This window comes from Kitasatospora sp. NBC_01302 (genome assembly GCF_035976515.1).
Lineage (GTDB): Bacteria > Actinomycetota > Actinomycetes > Streptomycetales > Streptomycetaceae > Kitasatospora.
In genome coordinates this window covers 7,148,109-7,174,084 of the sequence record NZ_CP108404.1, presented here as the reverse complement: position 1 = coordinate 7,174,084, position 25,976 = coordinate 7,148,109, and the positions used below count along the sequence as shown (strand labels likewise).

The window sequence follows — 25,976 nt, the reverse complement described above, 5'->3', positions numbered from 1 at the left end:
CGGGGCGCGGGTCAGTGCTGCTGCTGGGCGGACTTGATCTGCTGCCAGGAGCGGGGCTCGGCGGCGGGGGCGGCGGTGGACAGGCGGGCCTTGGCGGCCGTCGGGAGGGCGGGCTTGGACGGGGTGTAGAGCCAGGCCTGGAACAGGTCGCCGAGCTTCTTGCCGGAGACCTTCTCGGCGAGCGCCTGGAACTGGGCGATCGTGCCGTTGCCGTAGGCGTGCTCGGCGGGCCAGGCCTTGAGGAGCTTGAAGAACGCGTCGTCGCCGATGGTGTTGCGCAGCACCTGGATGGCGAGCGCACCCCGGTCGTACACCGGGTCGGCGAACTGGTTCGCCGCGCCGGGGTCGCCGGGCTTGACGGTCCAGAAGGGGTCGTCGGCCGGGTGCGAGGCGTAGACGTAGTCGGCGAGCTGCTGGGCGGTGCCCTCGTCCTCGTGCTCCGACCAGAGCCACTGGGCGTAGGTGGCGAAGCCCTCGTTGAGCCAGATGTCGCTCCAGCGCTCCAGCGAGACGCTGTCGCCGTACCACTGGTGCGCCAGCTCGTGGACGACCACCGAGGGGTTGGCGCCGTTGGCGAACTGCGCCGGGCTGTAGAAGACCCGGGTCTGGGTCTCCAGCGCGTAGTGGGTGGAGACGTCGGGGACGTAGCCGCCGGCCGAGCTGAACGGGTACGGGCCGAAGTAGCCGCTGAGCCAGTCGACCAGCTCGCCGGTGCGCTCGACGCTGGCCCGCGCGGCGTCGGCGTTGTCGCCGAGGTCGGGGCTGTAGGCGTTGACGACGGGGATGCCGCTGGGGCTGGTGCCGGTGGTGATGTCGAACTTCCCGATGGCCAGGGTGGCGAGGTAGGTCGCCTGTGGCTTGTTCTCGCGCCAGTTGTAGCGGGTCCAGCCGAGTGCGGAGCTCTGCGAGGTGAGGACGCCGTTGCTGATCGCCTGGGTGCCGTCGGGGACCAGGACGGAGACGTCGAAGGTGGCCTTGTCCGAGGGGTGGTCGTTGCTGGGGAACCACCACCAGGCGGCCTCCGGCTCGTCGGCGATCACCGCGCCGTCCGGCGTGCGCAGCCAGGCGTCGAACCCGTACCGGTCGACCTTGGACGGCACGCCGGAGTACCGGACCACGATGGTGGCCGAACTCCCCTTGGCGAGCGGCGCGTCGGGCGTGATCTGCAGCTCCTGGACCCCGGTGTTCGTGAACTTCGCCGGATGGCCGTTGACCAGCACCTGGCTGACGTCCAGCGCGAAGTCCAGGTCGAAGCGGGAGAGGTCCTGGGTGGCGGTGGCCAGCAGCGTCGCGGTGCCCTCCAACTGGTCCGTGGCAGGCTGGTACTTGAGCCGCAGGTCGTAGTGCGAGACGCGGTAGCCGCCGTTCCCGTAGGTCGGGTAGTACGGGTCACCGGCTCCTGGTGCCCCCGGGGTCGGGGTGGCCGCCGAGGCCGGGACGGTCAGCATCAGGGTGGCCGCAGCCGCAGCCGAGACGAGCAGCTTCTTGCGCACGGGAATCCTCCGGTTCGGTCGTCGGTTGACGCTGTCCCGGATCCCTGTCCCGCCGGGAGGCCCGGTACGCGCATTCCGTGAAGTGTTCATGCTAAGAAACACGCCAATGATGTGCTTGCACCGGATTGCTAGGGTGCGAACCGTGACCTACGTACCCGCCGGTCCCGTCCCGGACAGTCGCAGTGCCGCCCGGTTCCTCGCGTGGCTGACCATGCGTCAGCGGCGTCGGATCGTGGTGGGAGCAGTGGTGAGCACGACCTGGATGTGCTCCCTCATGCTGCCGCCGTACCTGATATCCAGGGCCATCGACGAAGGGCTCCAGCGGCACGACTCCGGGGCGCTGGCGCGCTGGGTCGCCCTGCTGGTCGGGGTGGGGATCGTCAACGCGTGGCTGGGGCGCATCCGTCATCGCACCATGACGATGATCCGGATGGAGACGGCCTTCGAGACCACCAGGGCCGTGGTCGCCCGGGCCGCCGTGCTGGGCGCGACGCTCGGCCGCCGGGTCTCGGTCGGGGAGGTGGTCACGATCGGGGCGGGCGACGTGGGGGAGATCGGCCAGGCCCTGACCGTGACCGGGCTGGGGCTCGGCTCGGTGATCGCCTACGTCGGGGTGGCGGTGCTGCTGCTCTCGGTCTCGCCGGTCCTGGCGGCCGTGGTCCTGCTCGGCGTCCCGGTCCTGGCCCTGATCATCGGCCCGTTGCTCGGCCGGCTGCAGAAGGCCGAATCCGTCTACCGCGGGCAGCAGGGCGAACTGACCGCCCGGGTGGGCGATCTGGTCAAGGGCCTGCAGATCCTCAACGGCATCGGTGGCAAGCAGCTGTTCGCCGACCGGTACCGGCGGCACTCGGCCGAGCTGCGCCAGGAGGGCTACCGGGTCGGGGCGGTGACCAGCTGGGTGCAGGCCCTGGGGGCCGGCCTGCCCGCGCTCTTCCTGGCCCTGGTCACCTGGCTGGCGGCGCGGATGGCCGCGACCGGCTCGATCACCGTGGGCCAACTGGTCGCCGTCTACGGCTATGTCGCGGTCCTCGCCGGGCCGGTGTCGTTCCTGATCGAGGGCGGCTACGGCCTCAGCCGCGGCCTGGTCGCCGCCGCACGCGTGGTCCGGATCCTGACGATCGAGCCCGAGCAGGCGGACGGCCCGCACCCTGCGGAGCTGCCCGACGCGTCCGCGACGCTCAGCGACCCCGCATCGGGGGTGGTGGTCTCCCCCGGCCGGCTGACCGCGCTGGCCGGCAGCCGGCCCAGGGACCTGGTCGCCGTCGTCGACCGGCTCGGCCGGTTCGCCGACGGAGCGGTGACCTGGGGCCCGACCGGGCTGCGGGACGCGGCGCTGACCGAGGTGCGGCACCGCATCATGGTCGCCGACAACGATGCCGAGATCTTCGCCGGCACGCTGCGCGAGGTGGTGTCCGGGGCCGGGAGCCCGGACGACGACCGGATCACCCGGGCACTGCACCAGGCGGTCGCGGACGACATCCTGCTGGGCCTGCCGCAGGGGCTCGACTCCGGGATCCGGTCCCAGGGCGCCAATCTCTCCGGCGGGCAGCGCCAGCGCCTGCGCCTGGCCCGCAGCCTGCTGGCGGATCCGGAGGTGCTGCTGCTGGTGGAGCCGACCTCGGCGGTGGACGCGCACACCGAGGCCGCCATCGCGGCGCGCCTGCGGGCGGCGCGCAGCGGTCGCACCACGGTGGTGGTCACCACCTCGCCGCTGCTGCTGGAGCAGGCCGACGTCGTGTACCACCTGGTCGACGGCCAGGTGGCCGCGGTGGGCAGCCATCGCGAACTGCTGGACGGGCCGGGCGGGTACCGGGCCCTGGTCTCCCGCGAGGACGGCGGCGAGGTCCTTGGTACGGACGGCGGGGTGCACGCGGCGGACGGCGTGCGCGCGGAGGCCGCGCGGTGAGCGCCGGACCCACGGTGCCCGCCGGGCAGCTCCCGGTTGCCGGGCCCGCGCAGTTCCGCCGCGCCGCGCTGCGCCTGGTCCGCCAGGACGGCCGGACCTTCGCGGTCGTCCTGGCGCTGAACCTGCTCGCCGCCGCGGCCGGGCTCGGTGCGCCCTGGCTGCTCGGCCGGATCGTCGACCAGGTCAAGGCCGGCCACGGGGTGGCCCGGATCGACCGGCTCGCGCTCGCGATCCTCGGCTTCGCCGTGGCGCAGATCCTGCTCACCCGGTTCGCCAAGTACACCAGCCACCGGCTGGGCGAGCGGGTACTGGCCCGGATCCGGGAGCAGGTGGTGGAGCGCACCCTCGCGATGCCCGCCACGCTGGTCGACCGGGTCGGCCTCGGCGACCTGATGGCCCGTGGCACCGGCGACGTCGCGGCGGTCGGCACCACGCTGCGCGACGCCGGGCCCGAGGTCCTGGTGGCCGCGGTCCAGGCGCTGTTGATCGTCGGCGCCGTCTTCGCGGTCGATCCACTGCTCGGGGCCTGCGGTGTGGTCGGCCTGTCCGGCATCCTGGTCGCGTCGCGCTGGTACCTGCGCCGCGCCCACCCGGCCTACCTGGCGGAGGGCAGCGCCAACTCGGCGCTCATCGAGGTGCTCGGCACCACCGTCACCGCCGCCCGCAGCGTCGAGGCGCTCGGACTGCAGGCGCGCCGCCTGGCGGCCTGCGAGGAGGCGATCGGCGCCGCGCGCGGTGCCCGCCGGGGAACGCTCGCGCTGCGCAGCGTCCTGTTCCCGGTCGTGGACGTCTCCTACGTCATCCCGGTGGCGGGCATCCTGCTGCTCGGCATCGCGCTGAGCGACCGCGGAACGGTGACCATCGGTGCGGTGATCTCCGCGGTGCTCTACCTCTGGCAGTTGGTCGATCCGCTGGACAAGATCCTGATGTGGGCGGACCAGATCCAGCGCGGCGCCGCCTCGTTCGCCCGGATCGAAGGGCTCGATGCGGCGCCCGCCGCCCGGGAGTCGACCGGAGCCGAGCCCGCCGGCGACCGGATCACCGTGGTGGACGCCCACTACGCCTACCACGGCGGGCGCGACGTGCTGCGCGGCATCACCCTGACCGTCCGGCCCGGCGAGCGGCTGGCGGTGGTCGGCCCCTCGGGCGCGGGCAAGTCCACGCTGGGGCGGCTGCTCTCCGGGGCCGACTCCCCTCGCTCGGGCTCGGTCGCGGTCGGCGGAGTGCCGCTCGCGGAGCTGGATCCGCAGCGCCTGCGCAACCAGGTCGTGCTCGTCACCCAGGAGCACCACGTCTTCCTCGGCACGGTGCGCGACAACCTCAGGCTGGCCGCACCCGACGCCACGGACGCGGAGCTGCGCGAGGCGCTGGAGGTCGTCGACGCCGACTGGCTGCACGAACTGCCCGACGGCCTCGACACGGACCTCGGCACCGGCGGCCACCGGCTGGACGCCGGGCAGAGCCAGCAGCTCTCGCTGGCCCGGGTGGTGCTCGCCGATCCGCACACCCTGATCCTCGACGAGGCGACGGCGCTGCTCGATCCGGCCACGGCGCGGCACACCGAACGGGCGCTCGCCGCGGTGCTCGAGGGCCGCACGGTGATCGCGATCGCCCACCGCCTGCACACGGCCAGGGACGCCGACCGGGTGGCGGTGATGGAGGAGGGCCGGCTCACCGAGCTGGGCACCCACGACGAGCTGATCGCGCAGGGCGGCAGCTACGCGGCGCTGTGGCGCTCCTGGCAGCCGGCCTGACGGGCGGACCGACACCGGCCCGCCCGCCCCGGGCTCCCTTCCGCGGAGGAAGGGAGCCCGGGGCAGCGGCAGCAGCAGCGGCCTCAGGCGGACTGCCAGGTGGCGCGGACGAGTTCGCGTTCGGCCGCGGTGAGGTGGACCGCCGCCGCCAACCAGGCCTGCGCGTAGTGGTCCTCGTCCGGGTCGCCGAGACGGCCGAAGACGTCGCGCCCGCGCCGGTCGGCGGCGGCCGCCAGGGTGGTGGTGAGGTCCGCGGCGGTGCGGAAGCCGGTGCGGCGCAGCGCGGCGGCGTCGGTGGCCGCGCTGCCGTTGCGGGCGGACTCGACGACGGCGCGCCGGCCGCCGGTGATCGCCAGCTCCACCTGGCGGCGGACCCGCCACAGCGGGGAGTCGTCCGGCGGCAGGTCAGCAGCCGGCGGGTCGGCCGGCGGCGGCGCGGCCGGGGCGGCGCACACCTCGGCGCCCGGCAACTGGGCGCCCTGCAGCAGGTCGTAGCCGAGGTCGGCGCGCCCCTGCCAGCGCGGCGGCAGGATGAGGGTGGCCTCGGTGCCCGGCACCGGGGCCACGGCCAGCGGACGCAGGGTGGCGGCCCGGTCCGGGTCGACCCGGGCCAGCACCCGGACCCGCAGGCCGGGTCGGCCGGCCAGTCGCGCGAGGTTGGCGGTGTGCGCGAGCTCCGGGTGCCCGTTGGCGGCCACCAGGCGGACCAGCGGACCGTGCGGCGCACCGCTCGCCGGGTCCAGCTCGCGGGCCAGCACGGCGTCACCGGCGGCGCCGAGCAGCACCAGGTCGCAGCCGACCGGCCGGCGCAGCAGCTCGGTCTGCTCCGGGTCGCCGAGCGGGTCCTCGGCGAGCCGTTCGGCGGCGGCCAGCGCCAGCGGCCGGGCGAACAGCGCGGCCACCGGGCCCTCGCCCCAGGGCGGCGCCGCCACCGGGGTGGCCCGCACCCCGCGGCCGGCCCCGAGCCGGCCGTCGCCCGAGACGGTCGCCCCCGAGATCAGCAGGCCGCCGCGGGAGAGCCGGGCGTGGTCGAGCCCGACCGCCCCCAGCGCGAGGGGCGCCGCGCCGGCCCCACGGGCGCGGGCCGCGCCGCCGGGCTTGACGTCGGCGACCGACAGCCACCGGCCGTCGTCGGTGACCAGATGGGTGACCACGCCGCCGTACCCCGTGGCGGTCAGCACCGGTTCGCGGCAGGCCCCGTACACCCGCAGCGCACCGCCAGGGCGGTAGGCGCGGCGGGCGCTGCCGAGCACCCCCGGATCGACCGGGCCGGAGCGCACCAGGGCCGTGCTGAGCAGCAGTTCGCGCAGCGCGGCGGCCAGGTCGGCGGTGCGATGGCCGCGGTGGCCGGCCCGGGCGCTGCGCAGGCCGCGGACCACCCGCAGCGCGGCGGCCTCGGCGCGGTACAGGTCGGCCAGCCGGGCGGTGTGCGCGGCCCGCAGCAGCTCGGCCTGCGGGACGGCCCCGGCCGCGGGCACGCCCGCGCCGAGCACGGCGGCAGCCGCCGCCCAGAGCACCTCGGCCGCGCCGCGCTGCGCCGGGGTCGGCTCGACGGGGGTGCGCGGGGATGCCGTGAGCAGCGTGGACTCCTCGGCGGGGGCGGGGTGTTCGGGCTCCCCCGCCGCCTCCGGGGCCTGGGACGCAGCGAGCGGGCAGCAGCTCAGCACCGCCGCCCGGTGCAGGCAGCGCGGCGCGAGCAGGCAGCTGCACCGGGCCTGCTCCGGCTCGGTGACCGCACCGCCGGGGCCCGGGGCCAGGGTCACCAGGGCGTCCTCGCCGCAGTGGACGACGACCGCACCCGGGGCGCCCGCGTCCGGTGCGGGCCGCGGCGTGCGGGCGGCGTACTGCTCGACGGCGGCGTCGAGCCGCTTGCGCAGCCGGGTGGTGAGCGCCTCCACCGCGGCGGCCAGCACCTCGGGGGCGACGGGCGGCAGGCGGAGGTCGTCGGCGGCGGGTGGGGTCGCCGGGGCGGGGGCGGTGGTCACTGCGTCTCCGGTCATCGGGTGTCGCCACGGAGGCGTTCGCCGACCCAGCGGGCCAGGGCGAGGGGGCTGAGGGCGGCCACCGGCATGCCGGCGGCGACGAGTTGCCGCGCGACGGGGACCGAGTAGCGCGGGGTGCCGGTGTCGTCCAGGGCCGCGCAGCCCAGCAGGTGCACCCCGGAGGACGCCAGCGAGCGGACCTCGCCGAGCAGGCCGCCCAGCGGACCGCCCTCCTCGAAGTCGCTGACGACCACCACCAGGGTGCGGCTGGGCACGGTCACCAGGGAGCGGGCGTGGGCCAGCGCGCCGGCGATGTGCGTACCGCCGCCGACCCGGACCTCCAGCAGCAGCGAGAGCGGGTCGCTCACCCGGTCGGTGAGGTCGGCCACCTGGGTGGAGAAGGCCAGGAAGTGGGTGGAGAGCGTCGGCACCCCGCCCAGCACGGCGGCGGTCAGCGCGGACCAGATCACCGAGGCCTCCATCGAGCCGGAGACGTCGACCACCAGGATCAGCCGCCAGTCCGCCTCCCGCCGGGAGCGGGTGCTGAACACCGGCCGCTCGGGCACCACGACCGTGCGGCCGTCCGGCAGCCTGCGGGTGTGCGCGAGGTTGGCGCGCAGGGTGCGCGGCAGGTCGATCCGGCCGCCCGGACGGCGGGTCGGGCGCGGGGTGGCCAGGCCGGTGAGCGTGGGGCGCAGCCGGGTGGCCAGCTCCCGGGACAGCTCGTCGACCAGTCGGCGCACCAACGGGCGCAGCCGGGCGAGCAGGTGCTCGGGCATGCCTCCGGCGAGGTTGAGCACCGAGGTCAGCAGCTCCATCGAGGGGCGGACGGCCGCGGGGTCGAGCTGGGTCAGCACATCGGTGCGACCCGCGTCGGCCGCGGCGGCGAGCACCTCCTCACGGACCTCGGGACCGAACAGCGCCGCCAGCTCCTCGGACCACTCGCGAGCGGTGGGGAAGGAGGCCTCCCGGCCGCCGCCGTTGCCGCTGCCGCCGTTGCCGCGGTCGAGGTCGGCGGCTCCCTCGCCGCGGCCCGCGCCGTACAGCTCGTCCAGGGCGTGCGCGTAGCGGCGGGCGCCCTGGGGCAGCCGCTCGGGTTCGCGGCCGAGCAGCAGCCGCCAGCGGTCGGCGGGCGGGATTCGATCGGGCGACTCGTTCGCCTCTGATAGAACCAGAGTTGACGGCACGTCAGGTGAGCCGGTGACGGCCGGCAGCGGCAGGCCGAGGGCGGTGAGGGCGCCGGCGGCGGCGGTGTCCGCTGCCGCCCAGAGGGCGAGCAGCTCGGCCGGGGCCGCGAGCGTCAGGTCCGGGCGCTCACCCAGGCGTTCGGTGACGGTCTCCAGCAGGCGGGTGCGCGCGGCCGGGCTGAGCGCGTCGAAGCCGGCCCGCAGGGCGGGCAGCCGGGTCAGGAAGCCCTCGTCCGACAGGCCGTCGATCCGGCCCAGCAGCGGGCCGAGGGCGTCCGGCGCGTACTGCAGCAGCGGACCACCGGCCGTCAGCAGACCGGTCAGCTGCCGGGCCAGCCGGCGCCGTCCGGCGGGGTCGCCGGCCGTGTCGAGCCAGCCCGCGGCGCGGGCACCCAGCCGGGCGGCCGGATCCAGGTCGAGCAGCACCCGGGCGGCGAGCGCCGCGCCCTGGAGCAGCGGCGAGCCGCCGGCGGCGAGCGTGTCCAGCGCCTCGTCCAGGCTCAGGCCGAGCCGGTGGTCGCCGGCCCGGGTGGCCAGCGCCACCAGCGCGACCGCGTCCGCGGGATCGTCGCTGCCGGCCAGACCGGGCAGGCCGCTGACGGCCGCATCCAGCAGCGTGGCGGCGAGTTCGGCGGCCTCGGCCCTGGCCGGTGCGCCGGCGCCGGGCAGATGGCCCAGCCGCAGCGCCTCCAACAGGTCGAGCGCGTCGAGGAGTTCGGGCAGCGTTGCGGCCGTCGGCAGCACTTGCGCCGCCTCCGTGAGCCGTTCGGCGACCAGCGCGGGCAGGTCGCAGCTCGCCGCGGCGCGCAGTCCGGCCAGGACCTGCTGCGCGGTCGGTCCGCCGTCCGCCACCGCCGTGCGCGCGGCCTTGCGCAGGGTGCCCGCCGCCGCGAGTTCGGCGGTGACCCCGCGCACGCCGGTCAGATCGAGACGGGCGGCGGTGGACGGCGTCCAGGCCAGCTGCCAGCGGGTGGAGAGTGCGGCGCTGTCCCCCGTGCCCGCCACCGCGAGCGGCTTGCCGTAGTCGATGCCGCAGACCGCCAGGCGCTGCAGCAGCACCTCGCGGCGCCGGTCCAGCGGGGAGCGCAGCGGCTCCAGGCGCAGCTCGCGGGCCTCGGGGTCGTCCGGACCGGGCAGCCGCAGCTCGGCCAACTCGGCCTCCACGGAGGGGCCGAGGCCCGAGCGCGGGGTGCCGGGGGCGAGCCGGCCGCGGTCGGCGCCGACCAGCACCGCCTCCAGCGCCTTGGCCAACGCCCGTCCGCGGCCCAGCAGTTCGCCCTGGCCGAGGACGGCGGTCACCGCCTCCAGCAGCTCACCGCGGCCGGGAGCCGGCAGGTCGCGCAGCCGGGCCAGGTCACCGGCCAGCCGCAGCGCCTCGGCGGCCTCGCCGGTGCCGGCCGGGTGGCCGGCGGCGCGCAGCTCGCGGCACACCTCGGTGATCGCGCGGGCCGCCGCGTCCTGCACCCGCCCGGGGTCGCCCTGCGCCGCCAGCACGGCCTGCTGCCAGCGCGGGTCGCGGATGCCCGCCGGGTAGCCGGAGCGGGCGTCGAGCAGGTCGAAGGTGTACGGGACGAGCGAGGTGGTCGAGGTGGCGGGCTCGGACCGGGGTGCGGGTACGGGGACAGGTACGGGTACGGGTTCATCGGGCTGGTCGGCGGCGGTGAGTGCGGGGCCGTGGAAGGCTCCGACCACCGCCGCGACCCGGCGGCCGTCCGCGCCCGCGCGGGCGATCACCCGGCGCATGTGCGCCTCGCGGGCGAGGTCGTGGACCGCCACCCCGCCGTGCTCGGCGGCGTCGCGGCGCAGCGCCCAGCCGACGGCCAGCGCCGCGCGCCGCACCTCGGCCGGGTCGCTGCCCGGAGCGCGGACCTCGACGGAGCGGTCCCACAGGTCGTCGCCCGCGCGGCCGGTGCCGGCGGCGTCCAGCGCGTCGGCGTAGCGGGGGGCGGCGGGGCCGGTGGGGGCGGTGGGCTCCGCGGGGCCGGGCCGGGTGTCCGGGGCCTCCGCCGACCAGCCGGGGTCGGCCAACGGGAGGTCGCAGCAGAGCACCTCGACACCGTGCTCGCGCGCCCAGCGGATCGCGGCGAGCTCCGGCGAGAAGTCGGCGAACGGGTAGAAGCCGAGCGGTCCGCCCTCGCGCGCCCCGGCCAGCGCCACCGGGGCGACGGTGCCGGGGTCGGCCAGGTGCGGGAGCCAGTGCTGGAAGTCGGTCGGCAGCTCGACGCAGAGCACCTGCGGGTCGGCCTGCGCCAGCAGCGCCGGCACCACCGCGGCCAGCGCGGGGCTGTGGTGCCGGACACCGATCAGATAGGGCCGGGTGCAGGCGGCGAGCGCCGCGACGGCCGCCCGCGGGTCGGCGCCGTCCACCGGGGTCGTCAGGGGTACGGGGCTGGGGTTGGTCACCGCAGGTTCTCCCGGAGGTCCCACAGGCGGCGCCAGAGGGCGGAGCCGTCCTCGGCGCGGCGGCGGACCGGGCCGTCCCAGTAGCCGAGGAGGCGGGTGTGGTCGGCCGGGTCGTCCTTGCGGACGGCGCCCAGCAGGTGGCCGGGGACGAGGTCGAGGACGTCGCCGGCGGGGAGGTAGGCGCGGGCCAGGCCGAGGGAGGCGGCGACCTGCACGGCCTCGGCGGTGGAGAGCACGGTGCTGGGGCGCTCGACGTCCCAGCCCTCGGCGGAGCGGCCGGTGCGCAGGTCGCGGAAGACGGTGACCAGGACGTCGAGCACGGCGTCGTCCACGCCGAAGGCCGCGCCGGCCCGCCGCACGGCGGCGGTGGCCTGGGTGCGGACCAGCTCGGTCTCCCGGGCCGGGTCGGCAATCGGGTGCACCGTCTCGAAGTTGAAGCGCCGCTTGAGCGCGGCGGACATCTCCGAGACGCCGCGGTCGCGCAGGTTCGCGGTGGCGATCACGGTGAAGCCGGGGGCGGCGGCGACCGTGGCGTGCGGGGTGCCGGCCAGCTCCGGGACGCTCACCCGGCGGTCGGAGAGGATCGACACCAGCGCGTCCTGCACCTCGGGCAGGCAGCGGGTGACCTCCTCGATCCGGGCGACCTTTCCGGTGCGCATCGCGGTCAGCACCGGCGAGGCGACCAGGGCCTGCGGGGTGGGGCCCTGGGCGAGCAGCAGCGCGTAGTTCCAGCCGTAGCGGAAGGCGTCCTCGGTGGTGCCGGCGGTGCCCTGGACGGTCAGTTCGCTGCTGCCGCTGACGGCGGCCGACAGCAGCTCGGAGAGCATCGACTTGGCGGTGCCGGGCTCGCCGACCAGCAGCAGCCCGCGCTCACCGGCCAGGGTGACCACGCACCGCTCCACCAGGGCCCGCTCGCCGATGAACTTCGGGGCGACCACCAGCTTCGCGGGCAGCGCACCGTCCTTGCGGCGCTTGGGCGCCAGGGTGAGCGCCCGGCCCTCGCTGCCGCAGACGAAGGTCACCACCGCGCTCGGGGTCAGGGCCCAGCCGGGCGGGCGCGGGCCCTCGTCGTGGGCGGCGAGGAAGGCGAGTTCGGCGGCGTGGCGCTCCTCGGCGGGCAGGACCTGGCGGGCCGGCGCCGCCTCGGTGCCGGGAGCGGTCGTCGGGACGGCCGCGGGGTCGGTGGCGGGATCGGTGGTCGGGACGGCCGCGGGGTCGGTCGTGGCGGGGGTGGCGGTCGGGGGCATGGGTGTGGTCCTCGGTCCTCGGGTCGCAGGGTTGGCAGGTCGTGGCGGGAGCCGGGCGGTCAGCGCCGTCGGCCGCGGCGGGCGCGGGGCGTGCGCAGCTCCTCGAAGCGCGGCAGGTCCCCGTCGAGCAGCCGCTGCCAGGCCCGGCGGTACAGCGCCGCCGCCGGCTCGCCGGGCACCTGGGCGCTCGACGGGGTGCTGTCGAACATCGGCAGCTTCCAGGTCTCCAGCGGCAGGCGCGGGCTGCTCTGCTCGCTCCAGCCGCCGGGCAGGAAGAGCGTGCGACCGGCGCGGGTCCGGGTGGCCTGCACGACCAGGTCGCTCGCGGCCAGCTCGGCCCGGGCCGCCTTCAGCCGGGCCGGCTTCCAGCCCGTCCAGCGGGCGGTGTTGCGGTCGGTGGGGTCGGGCATGGCCAGCAGCATCAGGTACAGCACGGCGGCGTCCGCGCCCAGGCCGTGCCGTTCGGTGACGGCCGCGACCAGGTCGGGCACCGAGCGGGACGGGTCCTGCGGCCACCAGGTGCCGTCCGCGCCGCGTTCGCCCGCGGCCGGGTCCCCGGGGTCGGCGAGCAGGGCCGCGAAGTCCGCCGAGCCCACCGCCTTGAGGGCGGTCTCGGCCGGGAAGGGCTGGGCCCCGTCGGCCCGCAGCACCGGCAGGTACGGGTCCTCGCCGGCCGCGTCCAGCAGGGCGGTGCGGATCGCGGGGGCGGGCTGGTCGTCGTGGGTGGACAGCAGCACCGCGCCGTAGCGCTCGTAGCCCTGGCCGGTCTCGGTCGGGGCGCCCGCGATCCTGCGGAAGCCGGACAGGCTGACGTACCGGCCGAGGTCCAGCAGCAGGTCGGGGTTGGCCAGTCGGGCCCGGACGGCGTCGAGCGCGGCCGGCAGCGTGCTGCGCAGCGGGTCGCCGGCGGGCAGCCGGTGGGCCAGCCAGCCGGCCATGGTGACCACGGCGACCAGGGTGGCCGCGGTGAACCCGGTGCGGGTGGGGTCGGTCGGGTGCGCCCGGTCGCCCTTGACGGCCCAGACCAGGTCCTCGGTCAACTCCCGGGTGGTGGCCGGGTCGAGCACCGCGGCGAGCGCCTGGCGGGCGGAGAATTCGGTGCGCACGGCGCGGCCGGCCTCGGCCAGCAGCGCCTCGGGGACGGCGACCCGGCGGCCGATCAGCTCGTTCCACACCCGGGCAGCCGCCTCGGCGTCCGGTCCGCCGGTCCACAGCTGCTCCGGGTCGGCGGGCAGCAGGGCGGCGAGCAGCCGGCGGCGGGTGAGCGGGGGCAGGGCGCGCAGCTCGTCGCGGGCCACGGCCGCGTCCGCGACCTTCAGCCCGAGCAGGGCGCGGGTCCCGGGGGGCAGGAAGTTGCGGTGCCAGCCCTCCAGCCGGGGCAGGCCGGCCACCACCAGCGCGGCCAGCGTGCCGGTGACGCCGGTGAGTTCGGCGAACCGCGCGGCGGCCTCGGGGAACCACGGGGCCGGCCCGCGCTCGGCCGCGACGGCGAGCACGGCCTCGGCGCGCCCGTCCGGCGCGGTGGCCACCGGCGCTGCGTCGGCGAGCAGTTCGTACGGGGCGGGCACCGCGAACCGCTCGGCCGGGTCGTGGAACAGCGCGGCGCACTCGATGTCCCCGTTGACCTGGGTGCTGTTCTGGGTGACGAGCAGGAAGGCGCCGTCGCCCAGCGGCAGCAGCCGCACCGGGTTGCCGTGCCGCCCGCCGGTGGCGCGGCCGGCCGTCCGCGCCGCGGGCAGCCGCAGCCGGACGCTGCGCCAGCGGGCGGCGCCCGCCGGGCTGGTGAGGCCGAGGCCGGCCAGCACCTCGACGAAGCCGCGCAGCGCCGTCCGGTCCTCGGCGGTGGAGGACGCCGTGACCGCGCGCAGCGCGACGGCCTCGGCCAGCGCGGGCAGCTCGGCCCAGAGCAGCCGCTGGTAGGGCGCCTGCGGGGCGTCCAGGTGCAGGGTGCCCGGCGTCGCGGCCGGGGCCCCGGGGCGGGCCGCCCGGGTGAGGAACCAGAGCTGCTCGGCGCCGCCGCGCGAGTCCTGGCCCCCGTACCAGCCGCCGAGCGCGCCGAGACCGTCGAGCGCAAGCCCGAGCGACGCGTCGTCGGGCCCGGGCGCCTCCTCGGCCGGGGCCGCGCCGCCGGCGAGCTCCAGCTCCAGCCGCTCGGCGACGGCGGCCAGCCGCTGCCGCGGGCCCACCGCGCTGCGCACCACGCCCGCGATGCCCGCGATCAGCGCCTCGTCGGTGACCTCGGGCAGCAGCGCGCGGATCTCGGCGGCCAGCTCGGCCGGGCGCTCCGGGTCGGCCGCGCCGGCGGCCTCGAGCAGGGCGGCGGCCGTCTCGTCGGACACCTGGCGCAGCGCGGCCGAGCCCTGCGGGTCGCGCGGGCGCAGGTAGTGCCAGTAGCGCAGCGGGGGCAGGATCAGGGTGCCCTGGGCGTAGGCGCCGGGGGCGGCGTCGGTACGGGCGGTGGCGGTGGTGACGCCGTCCGCGTCGACCAGCCGGATGCCGTAGCTGCCGTCGCGGACCACGGCCTGCGGCCGTGCGGCGCCCGGGAAGTGCACCAGACGCAGCGGCGTGCCCCGGTGCGGCGCCAGGGTGACGGCACCGCCGGCCAGGTCCTCGCCGCGGTGCGAGCCGTCCGGCAGGTGGATCGTCCGCCAGCCGAGCAGGCCGCCGTCCCCGGTGGGCGCGGGCTTGACCCAGCCGGACTCCAGCACGCTCCCCGAAGGCGCCCCGCGCAGCGCGTCCGCGAGGAAGGCGGGCGCGCTCGCCCGGCCGACGGTGTCGGTGACCGGGTCGTACTCGTGCCAGGCCGACTGCCGGGTGCCCTCCGGGTCGGCCCACACCCAGCAGGACCGTCCGTCGCCGATGACGGCGCGCTCGGCGGGCAACGCGGTGTCCCCGGCCCGCACCACGCCGTGGCCGGTGGTGCGGCCACCGCCGGGCAGCGGCAGGCCGTGGGTGTCCAGCGAGCCGAGCCAGTAGGTGCGCATCCCGCGGCAGCCGGTGCCCTCGGGCATGGTGAACACCTGGTCGGCGGCGGTGTGCCAGTAGCCGAGCACCTGGCGGTTGTTGGCCTTCGAGCGCCACTGGACCAGCAGCGAGCCGTCCACGTAGTGGAAGCCGCGCTCGGCCGGGTCGCCGGCCGGGAACCGCAGGTCGTGGGTGAGCACGGTGCCCTCGGCGTCGAGCACCCGGGCCTGGGAGGCGCCGGAGGCGATCAGGTGCGGCCAGGCGTCGGCGACCACGATCTCGTCGATGTCCTTGCGCGGGACCAGCTCGGCGGCGGCCTGGTCCCAGGCGGGCCAGCCGAGTTCGTCGAGCAGCCCGGCCCGCAGGCAGCCGGCCAGCAGGGCGCCCAGGTCGGTGCCGGCCACCGCCCGGACCTCCTCCTCCGCGAGCGCCAGGACCTCGCCCGGCAGCCAGCCCAGCCGGTCGAAGGCGTTGGCCAGCCCGGGCAGGCCCACCGCGGTGGAGCCGCGGGCGACCTCGGCCATCCAGGCGGCCAGCAGCGGGCGGCCACCGGGCGAGCGGGCCAGCAGACCCAGGGCCTGGCGTCCGGCCGGGCCGTTGCCGAGCCGGTCGGCGCCGCTGCGGAAGGCGGCGTGGAAGCGCGGGTCGGCGGCCAGCGCAAGCAGGTCGCGCCGGTGCTCCTCCTGCGCCCAGTTGTCCAGCCGCAGGCTGGTGCGCTCGGTCGGATCGGCCACCGGCACGCCGAGGGCCAGCAGTTGGTCCAGCAGGTCGAGGTCGGTCTCGGGGATCCGCAGGGCCGTGCCCGCCGCCGCGAGTTCGGCCCGCAGCTGGTCGACCAACCGGTCGACCAGCGGATAGAGCGCAGGGATCCGGGCCCGGCCGCCCCAGCGGCTGCCGTGCCGTTCGAGGAAGCGGCCGAACCATCCGGCGGTGCCGTCGCACGGGCGCTGCCCGGCCGGCAGGGTGCCGTCGCACAGGCCCGCCACCGCCCCGGTCTCGGCGAGGATGTCCAGCCAGAGCGTGCCCGACTCGTCGTCGTGGGCGCTCGGCATCAGGTCGAGCAGCCGGCCGCGGACGGCCGGGTCGCGCCGGCCCAGGGACACCAGGGCCGCGCGGTGGCGCTGCCACCAGCCGGTGGCGGCACGCAGGGTGGCGGGCAGCTCCAGCAGTTCGGCGAGGTACGCGCCCTCGGCGGCCTCCGGGTCCAGCGCGGCCGCCCGGGCCAGCCGGCGCAGGTCGGTGGCCATCACCGCGGACGGCTCCAGGCCGCCGGCGGTGCGGCGCAGGCACAGGTGCCGGAACCGCTCGAAGGCCTCGGCGGCCGGCACCCGGGCACCGAGCTCCTTGGCGTACCCGGACAGCACCTTGACGGGCAGCGCGCCGGCCAGCGCGAACTCCAGGAAGACCGCGTCCAGGCGCTGTTCGTCCACCGGCAGGCCGTGCTGGGCCTCGGCCTTGCGGGCCCGGGTGAACAACTGGGCGGCGTACTGCGGGTTCTCGGCGCCGAGGAAGACCCGGCCCGCCTGCTCGTAGAAGGTCGGCAGGAAGTGCGGCACGGCCGCGGCCAGCCGCTCGCCCAGTGCCAGGTAGCCGTCCAGGGCGGCCTTGGGCCGGCCGGCGGCCTGCCGGGCGAGCCGCTCCACCTCGGGGACCACGCCCAGCGCGTGGTGCCCGTCCTGCGGGTGGTGCGCGAGCACCCACTCGGGGAAGCCCAGCGCCTGGCGCAGGCCGAGGCCCACCTCGGCCGGGGCGCCGTCCGGCTCCAGCCCGAGGAACCCGGCGACCAGGTCCTCCGCCGCGCCCAGTTCGGCCGGCACCAGCCGCACCACGACCCGTCCGTCCAGGCCGGGGTGGCGGTAGCCGCGGGTGGTCAGCGGCACGGCGCGCTCGCCGGCGCCCTCGGTGCCCGGCGGCAGGACCGCGCCGGCCCGCAGCAGTTCGGCGGCCCGCGCCTCGGTCGTCGTCACAGTGCTGTTCCCCCGGGCGTTCGTGGGTGTCGTGGTGGGTGTCGTGGTGGGTGTGTCGGCGGGGGTGCTCATGCCTGCTTGACCTCCTCGACGGTGCGGCCCGCGTACAGCGCGGCGGCCATCCGCATCCCCTCCGACCAGGCGACCGGGCCGACCTCGCGCAGCGTCAGCGCCCGGCCGTCCGCGTCCCGCCAGCTCAGCGCGCCGGTCTCGGCGACGCCGTCCCAGTACGGCTCGCCGATCCACACCGCCGGCTCGACCGTCTGCCCGGCATCCCGCACCCGCCCGGTCGCGTAGCCGCCCGAGACCCGGTAGCCGAGCGAGGTGGCGCGGGCCGCCAGGCCGAACCGCGAGGAGAACCGGCCACCGGCGAACTCCCGTACCTCGGTGGCCTTCTCCGGCTGCTCGGCCGGCTTGCGCCAGGTCGCCCGGTGGATCTGCTCGACCCCCTGGACCACCCCCAGCTCGGCGGCGAACTCGCGCAGCTCGTCCAGGTCGGCCAGCAGCACGGGGTGCGGCAGCGTCACCGTGGCGGGCGCGATGCGCACCGTCTCGCCGTCCAGGTCGACCAGCCGCAGCTCGCCCTCGGGCGTCGCGTCCCGCAGGAACCCGACCTCCTCGGCCCCCTCCCCCACCACCGCGAGGTCGCGCAGCGCCGCCTGCCAGGCCTCGTCCGGCCACACCCGCGCCAGCAGCCCGGTCGGCACCGGCAGCGAGGAGACCATCCAGGCGTCCACCTGCTCGCGGCAGGAGACGGCGTGGCGCTCCAGCCAGGTCGCGAAGCGGCGCAGCCGGTCCGTCTCGGGGTGCTCCCGGACCGCCTTCGGCAGCGACTTCAGCACCCTGCCACCGGAGCGACCGCGCGTCGAGCGCGCCGTCACCCTGCCCTCCACCAGGGCGACCTCATACCCGTCGCCCGCCGCCAGCCAACCCATAACGGACCCACCTCGTGTTCGACACGTCGTCAGAAACCCCGCAGCTGAACGGGGGTCCGGACACCCGTTTCGCGGTGATGGGGGAAAGCTAGCGCCCGACACGGACAACGGCCGACGGGTCGGCGGGGCCGCGGCGGCCGCGGGCGGCGGGGTCTGCAGCGAGGTGCGGATGCTCGCTGTACGCACCAGGCCGGGCAGCAGTCGATCATGACGCAGATCACAGGCCGGGGCCGGGCGGCGACCGTCCGTGCGGCCGGAGTGGCGACCCTTGACATGCCGTGGGGATGCTGGATTACTAGGCCGTGCCGCAGACAGACCGAATGGTCGGTCGGTACCAGGGTGGTGGATCGCATGACACAGACGTCCGTGACACAGGGCCCCGACCGGGCGCTCGGGCCGGTGGAGACGATGCTGGCCGCCGACCAGGCCTCGCGCGGGCTCGGCATCGAGCTGCTGGAGCACGGCACCGGACGGGCCGTGGTGCGGATGACGGTGACCGCGGCGATGGTCAACGGGCACCGGATCGCCCACGGCGGCTTCCTCTTCCTGCTCGCCGACACCGCGTTCGCCTGTGCCTGCAACAGCCACGGGCCGGTCACCGTGGCGGCCGGCGCGGACATCGAGTTCGTCGCCCCCGCCCACCTGGGGGACGTGCTGGTGGCCACCGCGCGCGAGCGGGTGCGCTACGGGCGCAACGGCGTCTACGACGTCACCGTGCTGCGCGGCGACGAGGTGATCGCGGAGTTCCGCGGCCGCAGCCGGGACCTGCGCACCCCGGCCCCACCCGCCGCGGCCCCGTACCCACCGGCAGGCGGTCCGGCGACCGGGCAGGACGGGGAGGCGGGGCAGTGACGGGCGGAGAGCCGACCGGAGCGTCGGCCGGGCCGGTGCGACGCCTGGGCGAGCCGCTGCCCGCCGAACTGCTCGACGAGGCCGAGAAGTTGCCGCCCGAGGAGCTGCGAGCCATCCAACTCACCCGGCTGCAGGCCACCTTGCGGCATGCTTACGATCATGTCGAGCTCTACCGCCGCAAGTTCGACGCGGCCGGGGTCGGCCCGGAGGACTGCCGCAGCCTGGCGGACCTGGCCAGATTCCCGTTCACCACCAAGGCCGACCTGCGCGACACCTACCCCTTCGGTATGTTCGCAGTGCCGATGGACCAGGTGCGCCGGCTGCACGCCTCCAGCGGCACCACCGGACGCCCGGTGGTGGTCGGTTACACCGAGCGCGACCTGGACATGTGGGCCCGGGTGATGGCCCGTTCGATCCGCGCCGCCGGCGGCCGCCCCGGACACAAGGTGCACATCGCCTACGGCTACGGGCTCTTCACCGGCGGCCTCGGCGCCCACTACGGCGCCGAGCGGGCCGGCTGCACGGTGATCCCCGCCTCCGGCGGCATGACGGCCCGTCAGGTCCAGCTGATCCAGGACTTCCGACCCGAGATCATCATGGTCACCCCCTCCTATCTGCTCACCCTGCTCGACGAGTTCGAGCGCCAGGGCCTGGACCCGCGCGCCACCTCGCTGCGGGTGGGCATCTTCGGCGCCGAGCCGTGGACCGAGGAGATGCGCCGCGAGATCGAGGCGCGGATGGACATCCACGCCGTGGACATCTACGGCCTGTCCGAGGTGATCGGCCCCGGGGTGGCCCAGGAGTGCGTGGAGACCAAGGACGGCCTGCACGTCTGGGAGGACCACTTCTACCCCGAGGTGGTCGACCCGCTCACCGACCGGGCGCTGCCGGACGGCGAGCACGGCGAACTGGTGCTCACCTCGCTCACCAAGGAGGCGCTGCCGGTCATCCGCTACCGCACCCGCGACCTGACCCGCCTGCTGCCCGGCACCGCCCGACCTGCCTTCCGCCGGATCGAGAAGATCACCGGCCGCTGCGACGACATGATCATCCTGCGCGGGGTCAACCTCTTCCCCAGCCAGATCGAGGAGATCGTGCTGCGCACCCCCGGCGTGGCCCCGCACTTCCAGCTCCGACTGACCCGGCAGGGACGGCTCGACCAGCTGACCGTCCAGGTGGAGGCGGCATCGCCCGCCACCGGCGCCGAGCAGCGCGAGACCGCCGCCCGGGCGATCGCCAGGGCGGTCAAGGACGGGATCGGGGTGAGCGTGGCGGTGGCGGTCGTCGACCCGGAGACCCTGGAGCGCTCGGTCGGCAAGATCCGCCGGGTCAGGGACCTGCGCGGGGCGTGACGCCGGGCCGGCCCGCCCGCCCGCACGCCTACCCGGGGTCACCACGCCGTCACCATGGCGCTTGATCTTGCGTGTGGATACGATTACCGTACGTATGGTTGCCTTAAGCAACCAGCCGTACGGAGACGGGGCATGCCCGGGCCCGAGCAGATCTGCTGGTCCGTCACCACAGGCTGACACCAAGGGATATGACGAAGGGCCGACGATGCGCAGGGGGAGCGCGCGCCGACCGCAGAAGGGACCGGCCGCCATGTCTGGCGACGACCAAGCATTTGGCATGTACGTGGAGGAAAATCTCAACGCGCTCGCGCGCTGGCCCGAACGGGAGGCGGTGGTCCACGGGGAGCGGCGGATCAGCGCGGGCGAGCTGCGCGAGCTGATCTACCGGATGGCCCGCGCGCTGCTCGACCAGGGACTCGGGAGCGGAACGACCATCACCCTGCTGAGCGGCAACCTGCCCGAGACGATAGCGGTGCGCTACGCGGCCAACCTGATCGGCTGCACGGTCAACCACCTCTACAACAAGCTCTCGGCGGACGTGCAGGCGGCCATCGTGCGCGACATCGAGACCACCGCGCTGATCGTGGACCCGCGACTGGCCGACCGCGCCACCGAGCTGCTCGACCTCGCACCGGTGTCCACCGTCCTGACGCTGGGCCCGGCCGGGGTCGGCAAGGACCTGCTGGAGCTGGCCGCCGGCCAGTCGGCCGAGCCGCTGGCCGCGCGGGCCAAGCCCACCGACATCATGAGCATCCGCCACACCGGCGGCACCACCGGCCACCCCAAGGGGATCTGCACCACCTTCCGGCAGGCCGAGGCGTTCCAGCGGAAGCTGGAGGAGCTGGCGGAGGTGGAGCGCCAGCTCGTCTGCACCACCCTGGCCCACGTGGCCGGCCACCTGGCCGACCGGACCCTGGGCGGCGGCGGCACCGTCGTGCTGCTGGAGGACTTCGACGCCGCCGAGGTGCTCGCCACCGTCGAGCGGGAGCGGATCACCCAGCTGTTCGTCCTGCCGCCGCTGCTCTACCAGGTGCTCGACCACCCGGACGCGGCCACCACCGACACCTCCAGCCTGCGCAGCGTGGTCTACGGCGGCTGCCCCGCCTCCCCCGCCCGGCTGCTCGACGCCCTGCGGCGGTTCGGCCCGGTGCTCTTCCAGTTCTACGGTCAGAACGAGGTCGGCGGGATCAGCACGCTGGGCACCGCCGACCACGACCCCGAGCGCCCCGAACTGCTGCGCTCGGCCGGCAAGGTGCTGCCCGGCGTCGAGGTGGAGATCCGCGACCCCGAGGGCCGCGCGCTGCCGACCGGCGAGCTCGGCGAGATCTGCGTGCGCTCCGACGCCGTCATGGAGGGCTACTGGAAGCAGCCCGAGCTGACCGCGGAGGTGCTGCGCGGCGGCTGGCTGCACACCGGTGACCTCGGCCGCTTCGACGAGGAGGGCTACCTCTACATCCTCGACCGGCTGAAGGACATGATCATCGTGGTGGGCGGCCACGTCTACACCACCGAGCTGGAGGAGGTGCTCAACGCCCACCCCCAGGTCCTGCAGAGCGCCGTCTTCGGCGTCCCCGACGCCGACCGGATGGAGCAGGTGCACGCCGTGATCGTGCTCGCGCCCGAGGCCACGGTGGACGAGGCCGAGCTGCGTGCGATGGTGCGCGAGGAGCGCGGCGCGATGTACGAGCCGGCCCGGATCACCTTCGCCGAGGCGCTGCCGCTCACGGACGTCGGCAAGCCGGACAAGAAGCTGCTGCGCCGCCGGGCGGAGGAGCAGGCCGCCTGACCGGACGCCGGCCGCCGGTGCGCGCCGGGCTCCGCGGGGTACTCCCCCGCGGAGCCCGGGCGCCGTTGTCAGCGCCGGCCCCTAGCCTGGGCGCATCGTCCTCACGGACCCCGCTCCCCGGAAGGAACCCGCTCATGACGGCACCGGTGAAGGGCCCCGCCAGCTACTTCCCCTCGATCGAGCAGAAGTACGGCCATCCGGTCGCGCACTGGCAGGAGCTCATCCGCAGTTCGCCCCTTCGCAGGCACATGGAACTCGTCGCCTGGCTGAAGACCGAGCACGGCCTCGGCCACGGCCATGCCAACGCCCTCGTCGCCCACACCCTCGCCGAGGGCCGCTGATCCGAGGGGATGCACCGGCAACGCTCGGCGAATTCATCCCCAGTTCGCGTCGTCGCGGTCTTCCGTTCCGGGCCGGTGGCCACACTCGGCCCCGGCCCGAGCACCATGCCCGCCCCTCGGTGGACGCACCCGGAAGTCCACACGCCCGAGCGCACCTGACGATGAGGACAGAGCGATGACGAACCCGTTCGAGGATGTCGACGGCAGCTACCTGGTGCTGGTGAACGACGAGGGGCGGCACTCGCTGTGGCCCGCCCGAACCGAGGTGCCGCGCGGCTGGACCGTGGTGCACGGCCCGGCCGTCCGCCAGGACTGCGTGGAGTACGTGGAGGCCAACTGGACCGACATGCGCCCCGCGAGCCTCGCCCGCGCGACGACCTGACGCCACCGGCGGGTGAGCCGGTGGGCCGTGACCGCCCGTTGACGGGCGGTGTCCGGGAGGGGCGGGCGTGCCTGGCCGCGGGGCGGGGCGGCGGATACGATCGATAGAGCCCCACCTCTCCCGGGATGCGTGGTCGCCCATGACATCGATCTCCGAACGGCTGCCCCGCTACGTGCGGCTGGCGCCGTGGGCGCTGATCGCCGCCGGGCTGACCTGGAACGCCCTGGCCCCCGTCGAGTACTGGGGTGATCCCATGCTGGCCGCGGCGGCCGTGACGGCCGGGACGCTGCTGTCGTTCCGCGAGACGGTGCTCGTCAGCTTCGCGATCGTCGTCGGGATCCTGGTGCTGCTCGCCCATGACGGTTCGGTCGGCAACGACTCCGGCTACCTCGAACTGGCCAACACGCTGCTGGCGGTGTCCGTCGGGTTCTGGCTCAACCAGGTGGTGGCCCGGCACGGGCGGCGGCTCGACCTGCTGCAGTCGGTGGCCCGCGCGGCCCAACTGGCCGTGCTGCCTTCGCCACCGCCCGAGGTCGGGCCGCTGCGGGTGGCCACCGGCTACACCGCGGCCCAGACCGAGGCGCTGATCGGCGGGGACGCCTACGCCGTGCAGCAGACCCCGTTCGGGGTGCGGCTGCTGATCGCGGACGTGCGGGGCAAGGGCCTCAAGGCGGTGACCGCCGTCTCGGTGCTGCTCGGCGCCTTCCGGGAGAACGCCGAGCGGGCGCCCGATCTGGTCACCCTGGCCGACAGCGTGGAGCACGCCCTGCTGCGGGAGGTCGCGCACAGCGACGAGGAGCTGCGGATGGAGGGCTTCATCACCGCGCTGCTCGGCGAGTTCGATCCGCTCCGGGGCGAGCTGCGGCTGCTCGACTGCGGCCACCCCGGCCCCTACCTGCTGCCCGCGGGCGGGGGCCGGGTGCGCCGGCTCGACGCCGGCGATCCGGGGGTGCCGCTCGGGATGGCCGCCCTCGGCGGCCCCCGCCCGCGGCCCGACCACTGGCCGTTCGCCGTGGGCGACACGCTGCTGCTGGTCACCGACGGGGTGACCGAGGCCAGGAACGGCGCCGGGGAGTTCTACGACCCCCTGCAGCAGCTGGCCGGGCTGGGACACCGGGACGCGCCGCGGGAGCTGGTGGCGGCCGTGACCCGGGACGTCGAGCGGTGGACCGGCGGCCCCCGGGACGACGACATGGCGCTGCTGGCGGTGACCTGCCGGGCCGACGGGGCCGGGTCGGGCGGACCCTGACCCGCCCTGGCACGGCGGGACCGCCCGACACGACAGCCCCGCCGGCCGAGGCCCGCCCGGGCCCGCCCGGCGCAGCACGCCCGCCCGGCCCGGCAGGCCCGCCCGGTGCAGCGGGCCCGGCGTCACCCCAGGGCGGCCACCAGCTCGGCGATCGCGTCGAGCGGCCGGTGCGCGGCGAGTTCGGCGCTCAGCGCCCGGGCCCGCTCCCGGAACGCCGGCTTGCCGAGCACCTGGCCGACGGCGTCCGCGAGGTCGGCCTCCGCCGGGCGTCCGGTGCGCAGGTCCAACCCGGCGCCGCTCCACTGGACCCGGGCGGCGACCTCGGGCTTGTCCTCGCCGGCGCCCGCGACCACCAGCGGCACGCCGTGCCGCAGCGCCGTGTGCACGCCGCCGTAGCCGCCGTTGCTGACCAGCACGTCCGCGTGCGGCAGCAGCCGCTCGAAGGGCAGGTAGCCGGCCACCCGGACGTTGCCGGGCAGCGTGCCCAGCCGCTCGGCCAGGGCCTGCGGACCGTCCGGGCGGGCGGTGACCGCGACCACCAGCGCCTCGTGGTCCGCCAGCGCCCGCACCGCGGGGACCAGCAGCTCGGTCAGGTCGTCGTGGGCCAGGCTCCCCTGGGTGACCACCACCAACGGCCGGTCGTCCGTCAACTCGTGCCACCAGGAGGGGGTTTCGAACTCGGCGGCAGCGAGCGGCGGCAGCGCGCCGATGCACCGGAAGGACGCCGGGGCGTCGCTGCGCGGGTACTCGAAGCCCGGCACGGTGAGCTGGAGGTAGTGGTCCGGCGCCCGGACGATCGTGTCGGTCCGGGGCCCCTCGGGGAGGGCGACCCCCACGCTGGCGAAGAGCGCGGCGGCATACTGCCGCAGCGGTTCGCCGCGCCTGGTCGCCTCCGCGTTCAGCGCCAGGTTGCGCTGCCGCCCCTGCTCCCCCGCCAGCGGCGGCAGCCCGGGGCCGAACGGCGCGGTGTCCACGCTCTGCAGGGTGGGCGGGGCGGTGCCGATGCTGACGACGGCCGGCCGCTCGCCCTTCGGCCGCGCCAGGGCCAGCCCCAGCATGCCTTGGAAGAGGCTGTCGCCGATCACCGCCGTCGCCGGGAACTCCGCCAACAGCGCCTGCAGCGCCTGGTACTGAGCGGGTATCGGGTCGATGAAGATGTGCCGGACGTCGAAGAGGGCGCGCTCGGGACCGGCCGGCAGCTCCGCCCGCCCGGGGAAGGCCGCGTTGATGTCGCGGTCGTCGAAGTCGGCCACGGGCGGCAGCGCGACGAACCGCGCGCCGGTGGCCCCGGCCGCCTCGGCGAACCGGCTGCCGCCGAGGAAGGCCACCTCGTGGCCGCGGGCGACCAGATCGGCCGTGATGGCCAGCAGTGGACCGGTGTGGCCGTGCGCGGGCATGGCGACGGTGATGATGCGGGACACAGGTGCTCCGTGATCGGGTGGGCTGATGGTCGGGCTGGTGGTCGGGCCGGCGGGTGCCGGGTCGGGGTCGGCCGGCTTCAGGGGTCGCCCTCCCGGCCCGCCGGGCCCCGGCGGCGCCGCTCGGCGCACGCGAGCGCGCCGGAGAGGGCCAGGCCCGCGGCGAGCGCGAGCAGACGGCCGACGGCGGCGCAGTCGCCGTCCCCGATCCCGTCCAGCAGGTCCGGCCAGGCCAGGGCCAGCAGCAGCAGCCAGCCGGCCCGCAGCCACACCGGCCGGGCGCGGCAGAGCGCCACCGTCATCGCCGTGACCACCAGGTAGGAGGGGCCGGTGTCGAGCTCGTGCGCCGCCACGGCCGGCAGCGCGTCGTGGTGGATCCGCCACCACACCAGCGCCTCGGTCAGCGCCGTGACACCCACGTGCACGAGCACCAGCGACACCACGGCTCGGGCCGGGCCCAGCAGCTCCACCACCGTGAAGGTGGCGAGCGCGAAGAGCGGCCACACCCAGGCGGAGTCCGGCGGGACGAAGGCCGAGACCACCAGCGCCCCGACCGGATGGCCCGCGGGCCACGGGTGCAGGTTCGCCAGGTTGGCCGACGACCACTCCTGCAGGTGGTTCAGCCGGCCGGGCGACAGCAGCGCCTCGACCGGCCACCCGAGGGCCAGCGCCGCCACGTACCAGGACGCCGGGTTTCGCAGCAGGGTGCGCCGGGCGGGCGCGGCGGGGGCGGCCCTGAGCAGGGACATCGGTGCTGG

At 76.1% G+C, this 25,976-nt stretch carries 16 protein-coding genes; 8 read left to right on the top strand and 8 right to left on the bottom strand.

Annotated elements, in window-relative coordinates; translation table 11 throughout:
- Positions 1–11: 11 nt before the first annotated feature.
- Entirely contained in the window at positions 12–1,448 is a 1,437-nt protein-coding gene (locus tag OG294_RS31480; protein WP_327071736.1) for a M1 family metallopeptidase, read from the bottom strand.
- Positions 1,449–1,704: 256 nt separating this feature from the next.
- On the opposite strand from OG294_RS31480, the gene OG294_RS31475 reads away from it, so the two are divergent.
- Both OG294_RS31475 and OG294_RS31470 read left to right on the top strand, forming a co-directional pair.
- Complete coding sequence (locus OG294_RS31475) at positions 1,705–3,399, top strand: ABC transporter ATP-binding protein (protein ID WP_327071735.1); 1,695 nt, start codon at positions 1,705–1,707, stop codon at positions 3,397–3,399.
- 14 nt (positions 3,400–3,413) lie between these two features.
- Complete coding sequence (locus OG294_RS31470) at positions 3,414–5,153, top strand: ABC transporter ATP-binding protein (RefSeq protein ID WP_327071734.1); 1,740 nt, start codon at positions 3,414–3,416, stop codon at positions 5,151–5,153.
- Positions 5,154–5,236: 83 nt separating this feature from the next.
- Here OG294_RS31470 and OG294_RS31465 read toward each other — a convergent pair whose 3' ends face one another.
- The 5 genes from OG294_RS31465 to OG294_RS31445 are packed head-to-tail and all read right to left on the bottom strand — an operon-like array spanning position 5,237 to position 17,838.
- On the bottom strand, positions 5,237–7,153 hold the full coding sequence (locus OG294_RS31465) for a hypothetical protein (protein WP_327069949.1): 1,917 nt from the start codon (positions 7,151–7,153) through the stop codon (positions 5,237–5,239).
- On the bottom strand, positions 7,150–10,725 hold the full coding sequence (locus OG294_RS31460) for a vWA domain-containing protein (RefSeq protein ID WP_327069948.1): 3,576 nt from the start codon (positions 10,723–10,725) through the stop codon (positions 7,150–7,152). Before OG294_RS31460 ends, OG294_RS31465 begins: the two co-directional genes overlap by 4 nt.
- Positions 10,722–11,972, bottom strand: coding sequence for an AAA family ATPase (locus OG294_RS31455; RefSeq protein WP_327069947.1), 1,251 nt, complete (start codon positions 11,970–11,972; stop codon positions 10,722–10,724). The genes OG294_RS31460 and OG294_RS31455 overlap by 4 nt, the downstream gene beginning before the upstream one ends.
- A gap of 59 nt (positions 11,973–12,031) precedes the next feature.
- On the bottom strand, positions 12,032–16,975 hold the full coding sequence (locus OG294_RS31450; RefSeq protein ID WP_327069946.1) for a DNA-binding protein: 4,944 nt from the start codon (positions 16,973–16,975) through the stop codon (positions 12,032–12,034).
- Positions 16,972–17,838, bottom strand: a complete 867-nt coding sequence (locus OG294_RS31445; protein ID WP_327069945.1) for a DUF4132 domain-containing protein — start codon at positions 17,836–17,838, stop codon at positions 16,972–16,974. The genes OG294_RS31450 and OG294_RS31445 overlap by 4 nt, the downstream gene beginning before the upstream one ends.
- A gap of 351 nt (positions 17,839–18,189) precedes the next feature.
- Here OG294_RS31445 and paaI point away from each other — a divergent pair, with 351 nt between their 5' ends.
- From paaI to OG294_RS31415, 6 genes are all read left to right on the top strand, one after another.
- Positions 18,190–18,690 carry a hydroxyphenylacetyl-CoA thioesterase PaaI gene (gene paaI / locus OG294_RS31440; protein WP_327069944.1) on the top strand — a complete coding sequence of 167 codons (501 nt, stop codon included), beginning with the start codon at positions 18,190–18,192 and terminating at the stop codon, positions 18,688–18,690.
- Positions 18,687–20,042 (top strand): phenylacetate--CoA ligase PaaK, encoded by a 1,356-nt coding sequence (paaK, locus tag OG294_RS31435; protein WP_327069943.1) that lies wholly within the window; start codon positions 18,687–18,689, stop codon positions 20,040–20,042. Before paaI ends, paaK begins: the two co-directional genes overlap by 4 nt.
- A gap of 250 nt (positions 20,043–20,292) precedes the next feature.
- A complete protein-coding gene (locus tag OG294_RS31430; RefSeq protein ID WP_442789253.1) occupies positions 20,293–21,828 on the top strand; it encodes an AMP-binding protein in 1,536 nt (511 codons plus the stop codon).
- Positions 21,829–21,962: 134 nt separating this feature from the next.
- Positions 21,963–22,169 (top strand): DUF4287 domain-containing protein, encoded by a 207-nt coding sequence (locus tag OG294_RS31425; RefSeq protein WP_327069941.1) that lies wholly within the window; start codon positions 21,963–21,965, stop codon positions 22,167–22,169.
- Between the two features lie 175 nt (positions 22,170–22,344).
- Positions 22,345–22,551 (top strand): MbtH family protein, encoded by a 207-nt coding sequence (locus tag OG294_RS31420; RefSeq protein ID WP_327069940.1) that lies wholly within the window; start codon positions 22,345–22,347, stop codon positions 22,549–22,551.
- Between the two features lie 139 nt (positions 22,552–22,690).
- Positions 22,691–23,800 carry a PP2C family protein-serine/threonine phosphatase gene (locus tag OG294_RS31415; protein ID WP_327069939.1) on the top strand — a complete coding sequence of 370 codons (1,110 nt, stop codon included), beginning with the start codon at positions 22,691–22,693 and terminating at the stop codon, positions 23,798–23,800.
- Positions 23,801–23,922: 122 nt separating this feature from the next.
- Here OG294_RS31415 and OG294_RS31410 read toward each other — a convergent pair whose 3' ends face one another.
- Both OG294_RS31410 and OG294_RS31405 read right to left on the bottom strand, forming a co-directional pair.
- The gene (locus OG294_RS31410; RefSeq protein ID WP_327069938.1) at positions 23,923–25,221 is read right to left on the bottom strand and encodes a nucleotide disphospho-sugar-binding domain-containing protein; all 1,299 of its coding nucleotides are present in this window, start codon (positions 25,219–25,221) and stop codon (positions 23,923–23,925) included.
- A 77-nt stretch (positions 25,222–25,298) separates the two neighbouring features.
- A complete protein-coding gene (locus OG294_RS31405) occupies positions 25,299–25,967 on the bottom strand; it encodes a rhomboid-like protein (RefSeq protein ID WP_327069937.1) in 669 nt (222 codons plus the stop codon).
- Positions 25,968–25,976 lie beyond the last annotated feature (9 nt).

What these genes read in the sequence shown, in the direction of transcription:
- OG294_RS31480 (WP_327071736.1), bottom strand. Translation starts at nt 1,448, where the DNA reads ATGCTGACCGTCCCGGCCTCGGCGGCCACCCCGACCCCGGGGGCACCA.
- OG294_RS31475 (WP_327071735.1), top strand. Translation starts at nt 1,705, where the DNA reads ATGCGTCAGCGGCGTCGGATCGTGGTGGGAGCAGTGGTGAGCACGACC.
- OG294_RS31465 (WP_327069949.1), bottom strand. Translation starts at nt 7,153, where the DNA reads ATGACCGGAGACGCAGTGACCACCGCCCCCGCCCCGGCGACCCCACCC.
- OG294_RS31455 (WP_327069947.1), bottom strand. Translation starts at nt 11,972, where the DNA reads ATGCCCCCGACCGCCACCCCCGCCACGACCGACCCCGCGGCCGTCCCG.
- OG294_RS31450 (WP_327069946.1), bottom strand. Translation starts at nt 16,975, where the DNA reads ATGAGCACCCCCGCCGACACACCCACCACGACACCCACCACGACACCC.
- OG294_RS31445 (WP_327069945.1), bottom strand. Translation starts at nt 17,838, where the DNA reads ATGGGTTGGCTGGCGGCGGGCGACGGGTATGAGGTCGCCCTGGTGGAG.
- paaI (WP_327069944.1), top strand. Translation starts at nt 18,190, where the DNA reads ATGACACAGACGTCCGTGACACAGGGCCCCGACCGGGCGCTCGGGCCG.
- OG294_RS31430 (WP_442789253.1), top strand. Translation starts at nt 20,293, where the DNA reads ATGTCTGGCGACGACCAAGCATTTGGCATGTACGTGGAGGAAAATCTC.
- OG294_RS31425 (WP_327069941.1), top strand. Translation starts at nt 21,963, where the DNA reads ATGACGGCACCGGTGAAGGGCCCCGCCAGCTACTTCCCCTCGATCGAG.
- OG294_RS31420 (WP_327069940.1), top strand. Translation starts at nt 22,345, where the DNA reads ATGACGAACCCGTTCGAGGATGTCGACGGCAGCTACCTGGTGCTGGTG.
- OG294_RS31415 (WP_327069939.1), top strand. Translation starts at nt 22,691, where the DNA reads ATGACATCGATCTCCGAACGGCTGCCCCGCTACGTGCGGCTGGCGCCG.
- OG294_RS31405 (WP_327069937.1), bottom strand. Translation starts at nt 25,967, where the DNA reads ATGTCCCTGCTCAGGGCCGCCCCCGCCGCGCCCGCCCGGCGCACCCTG.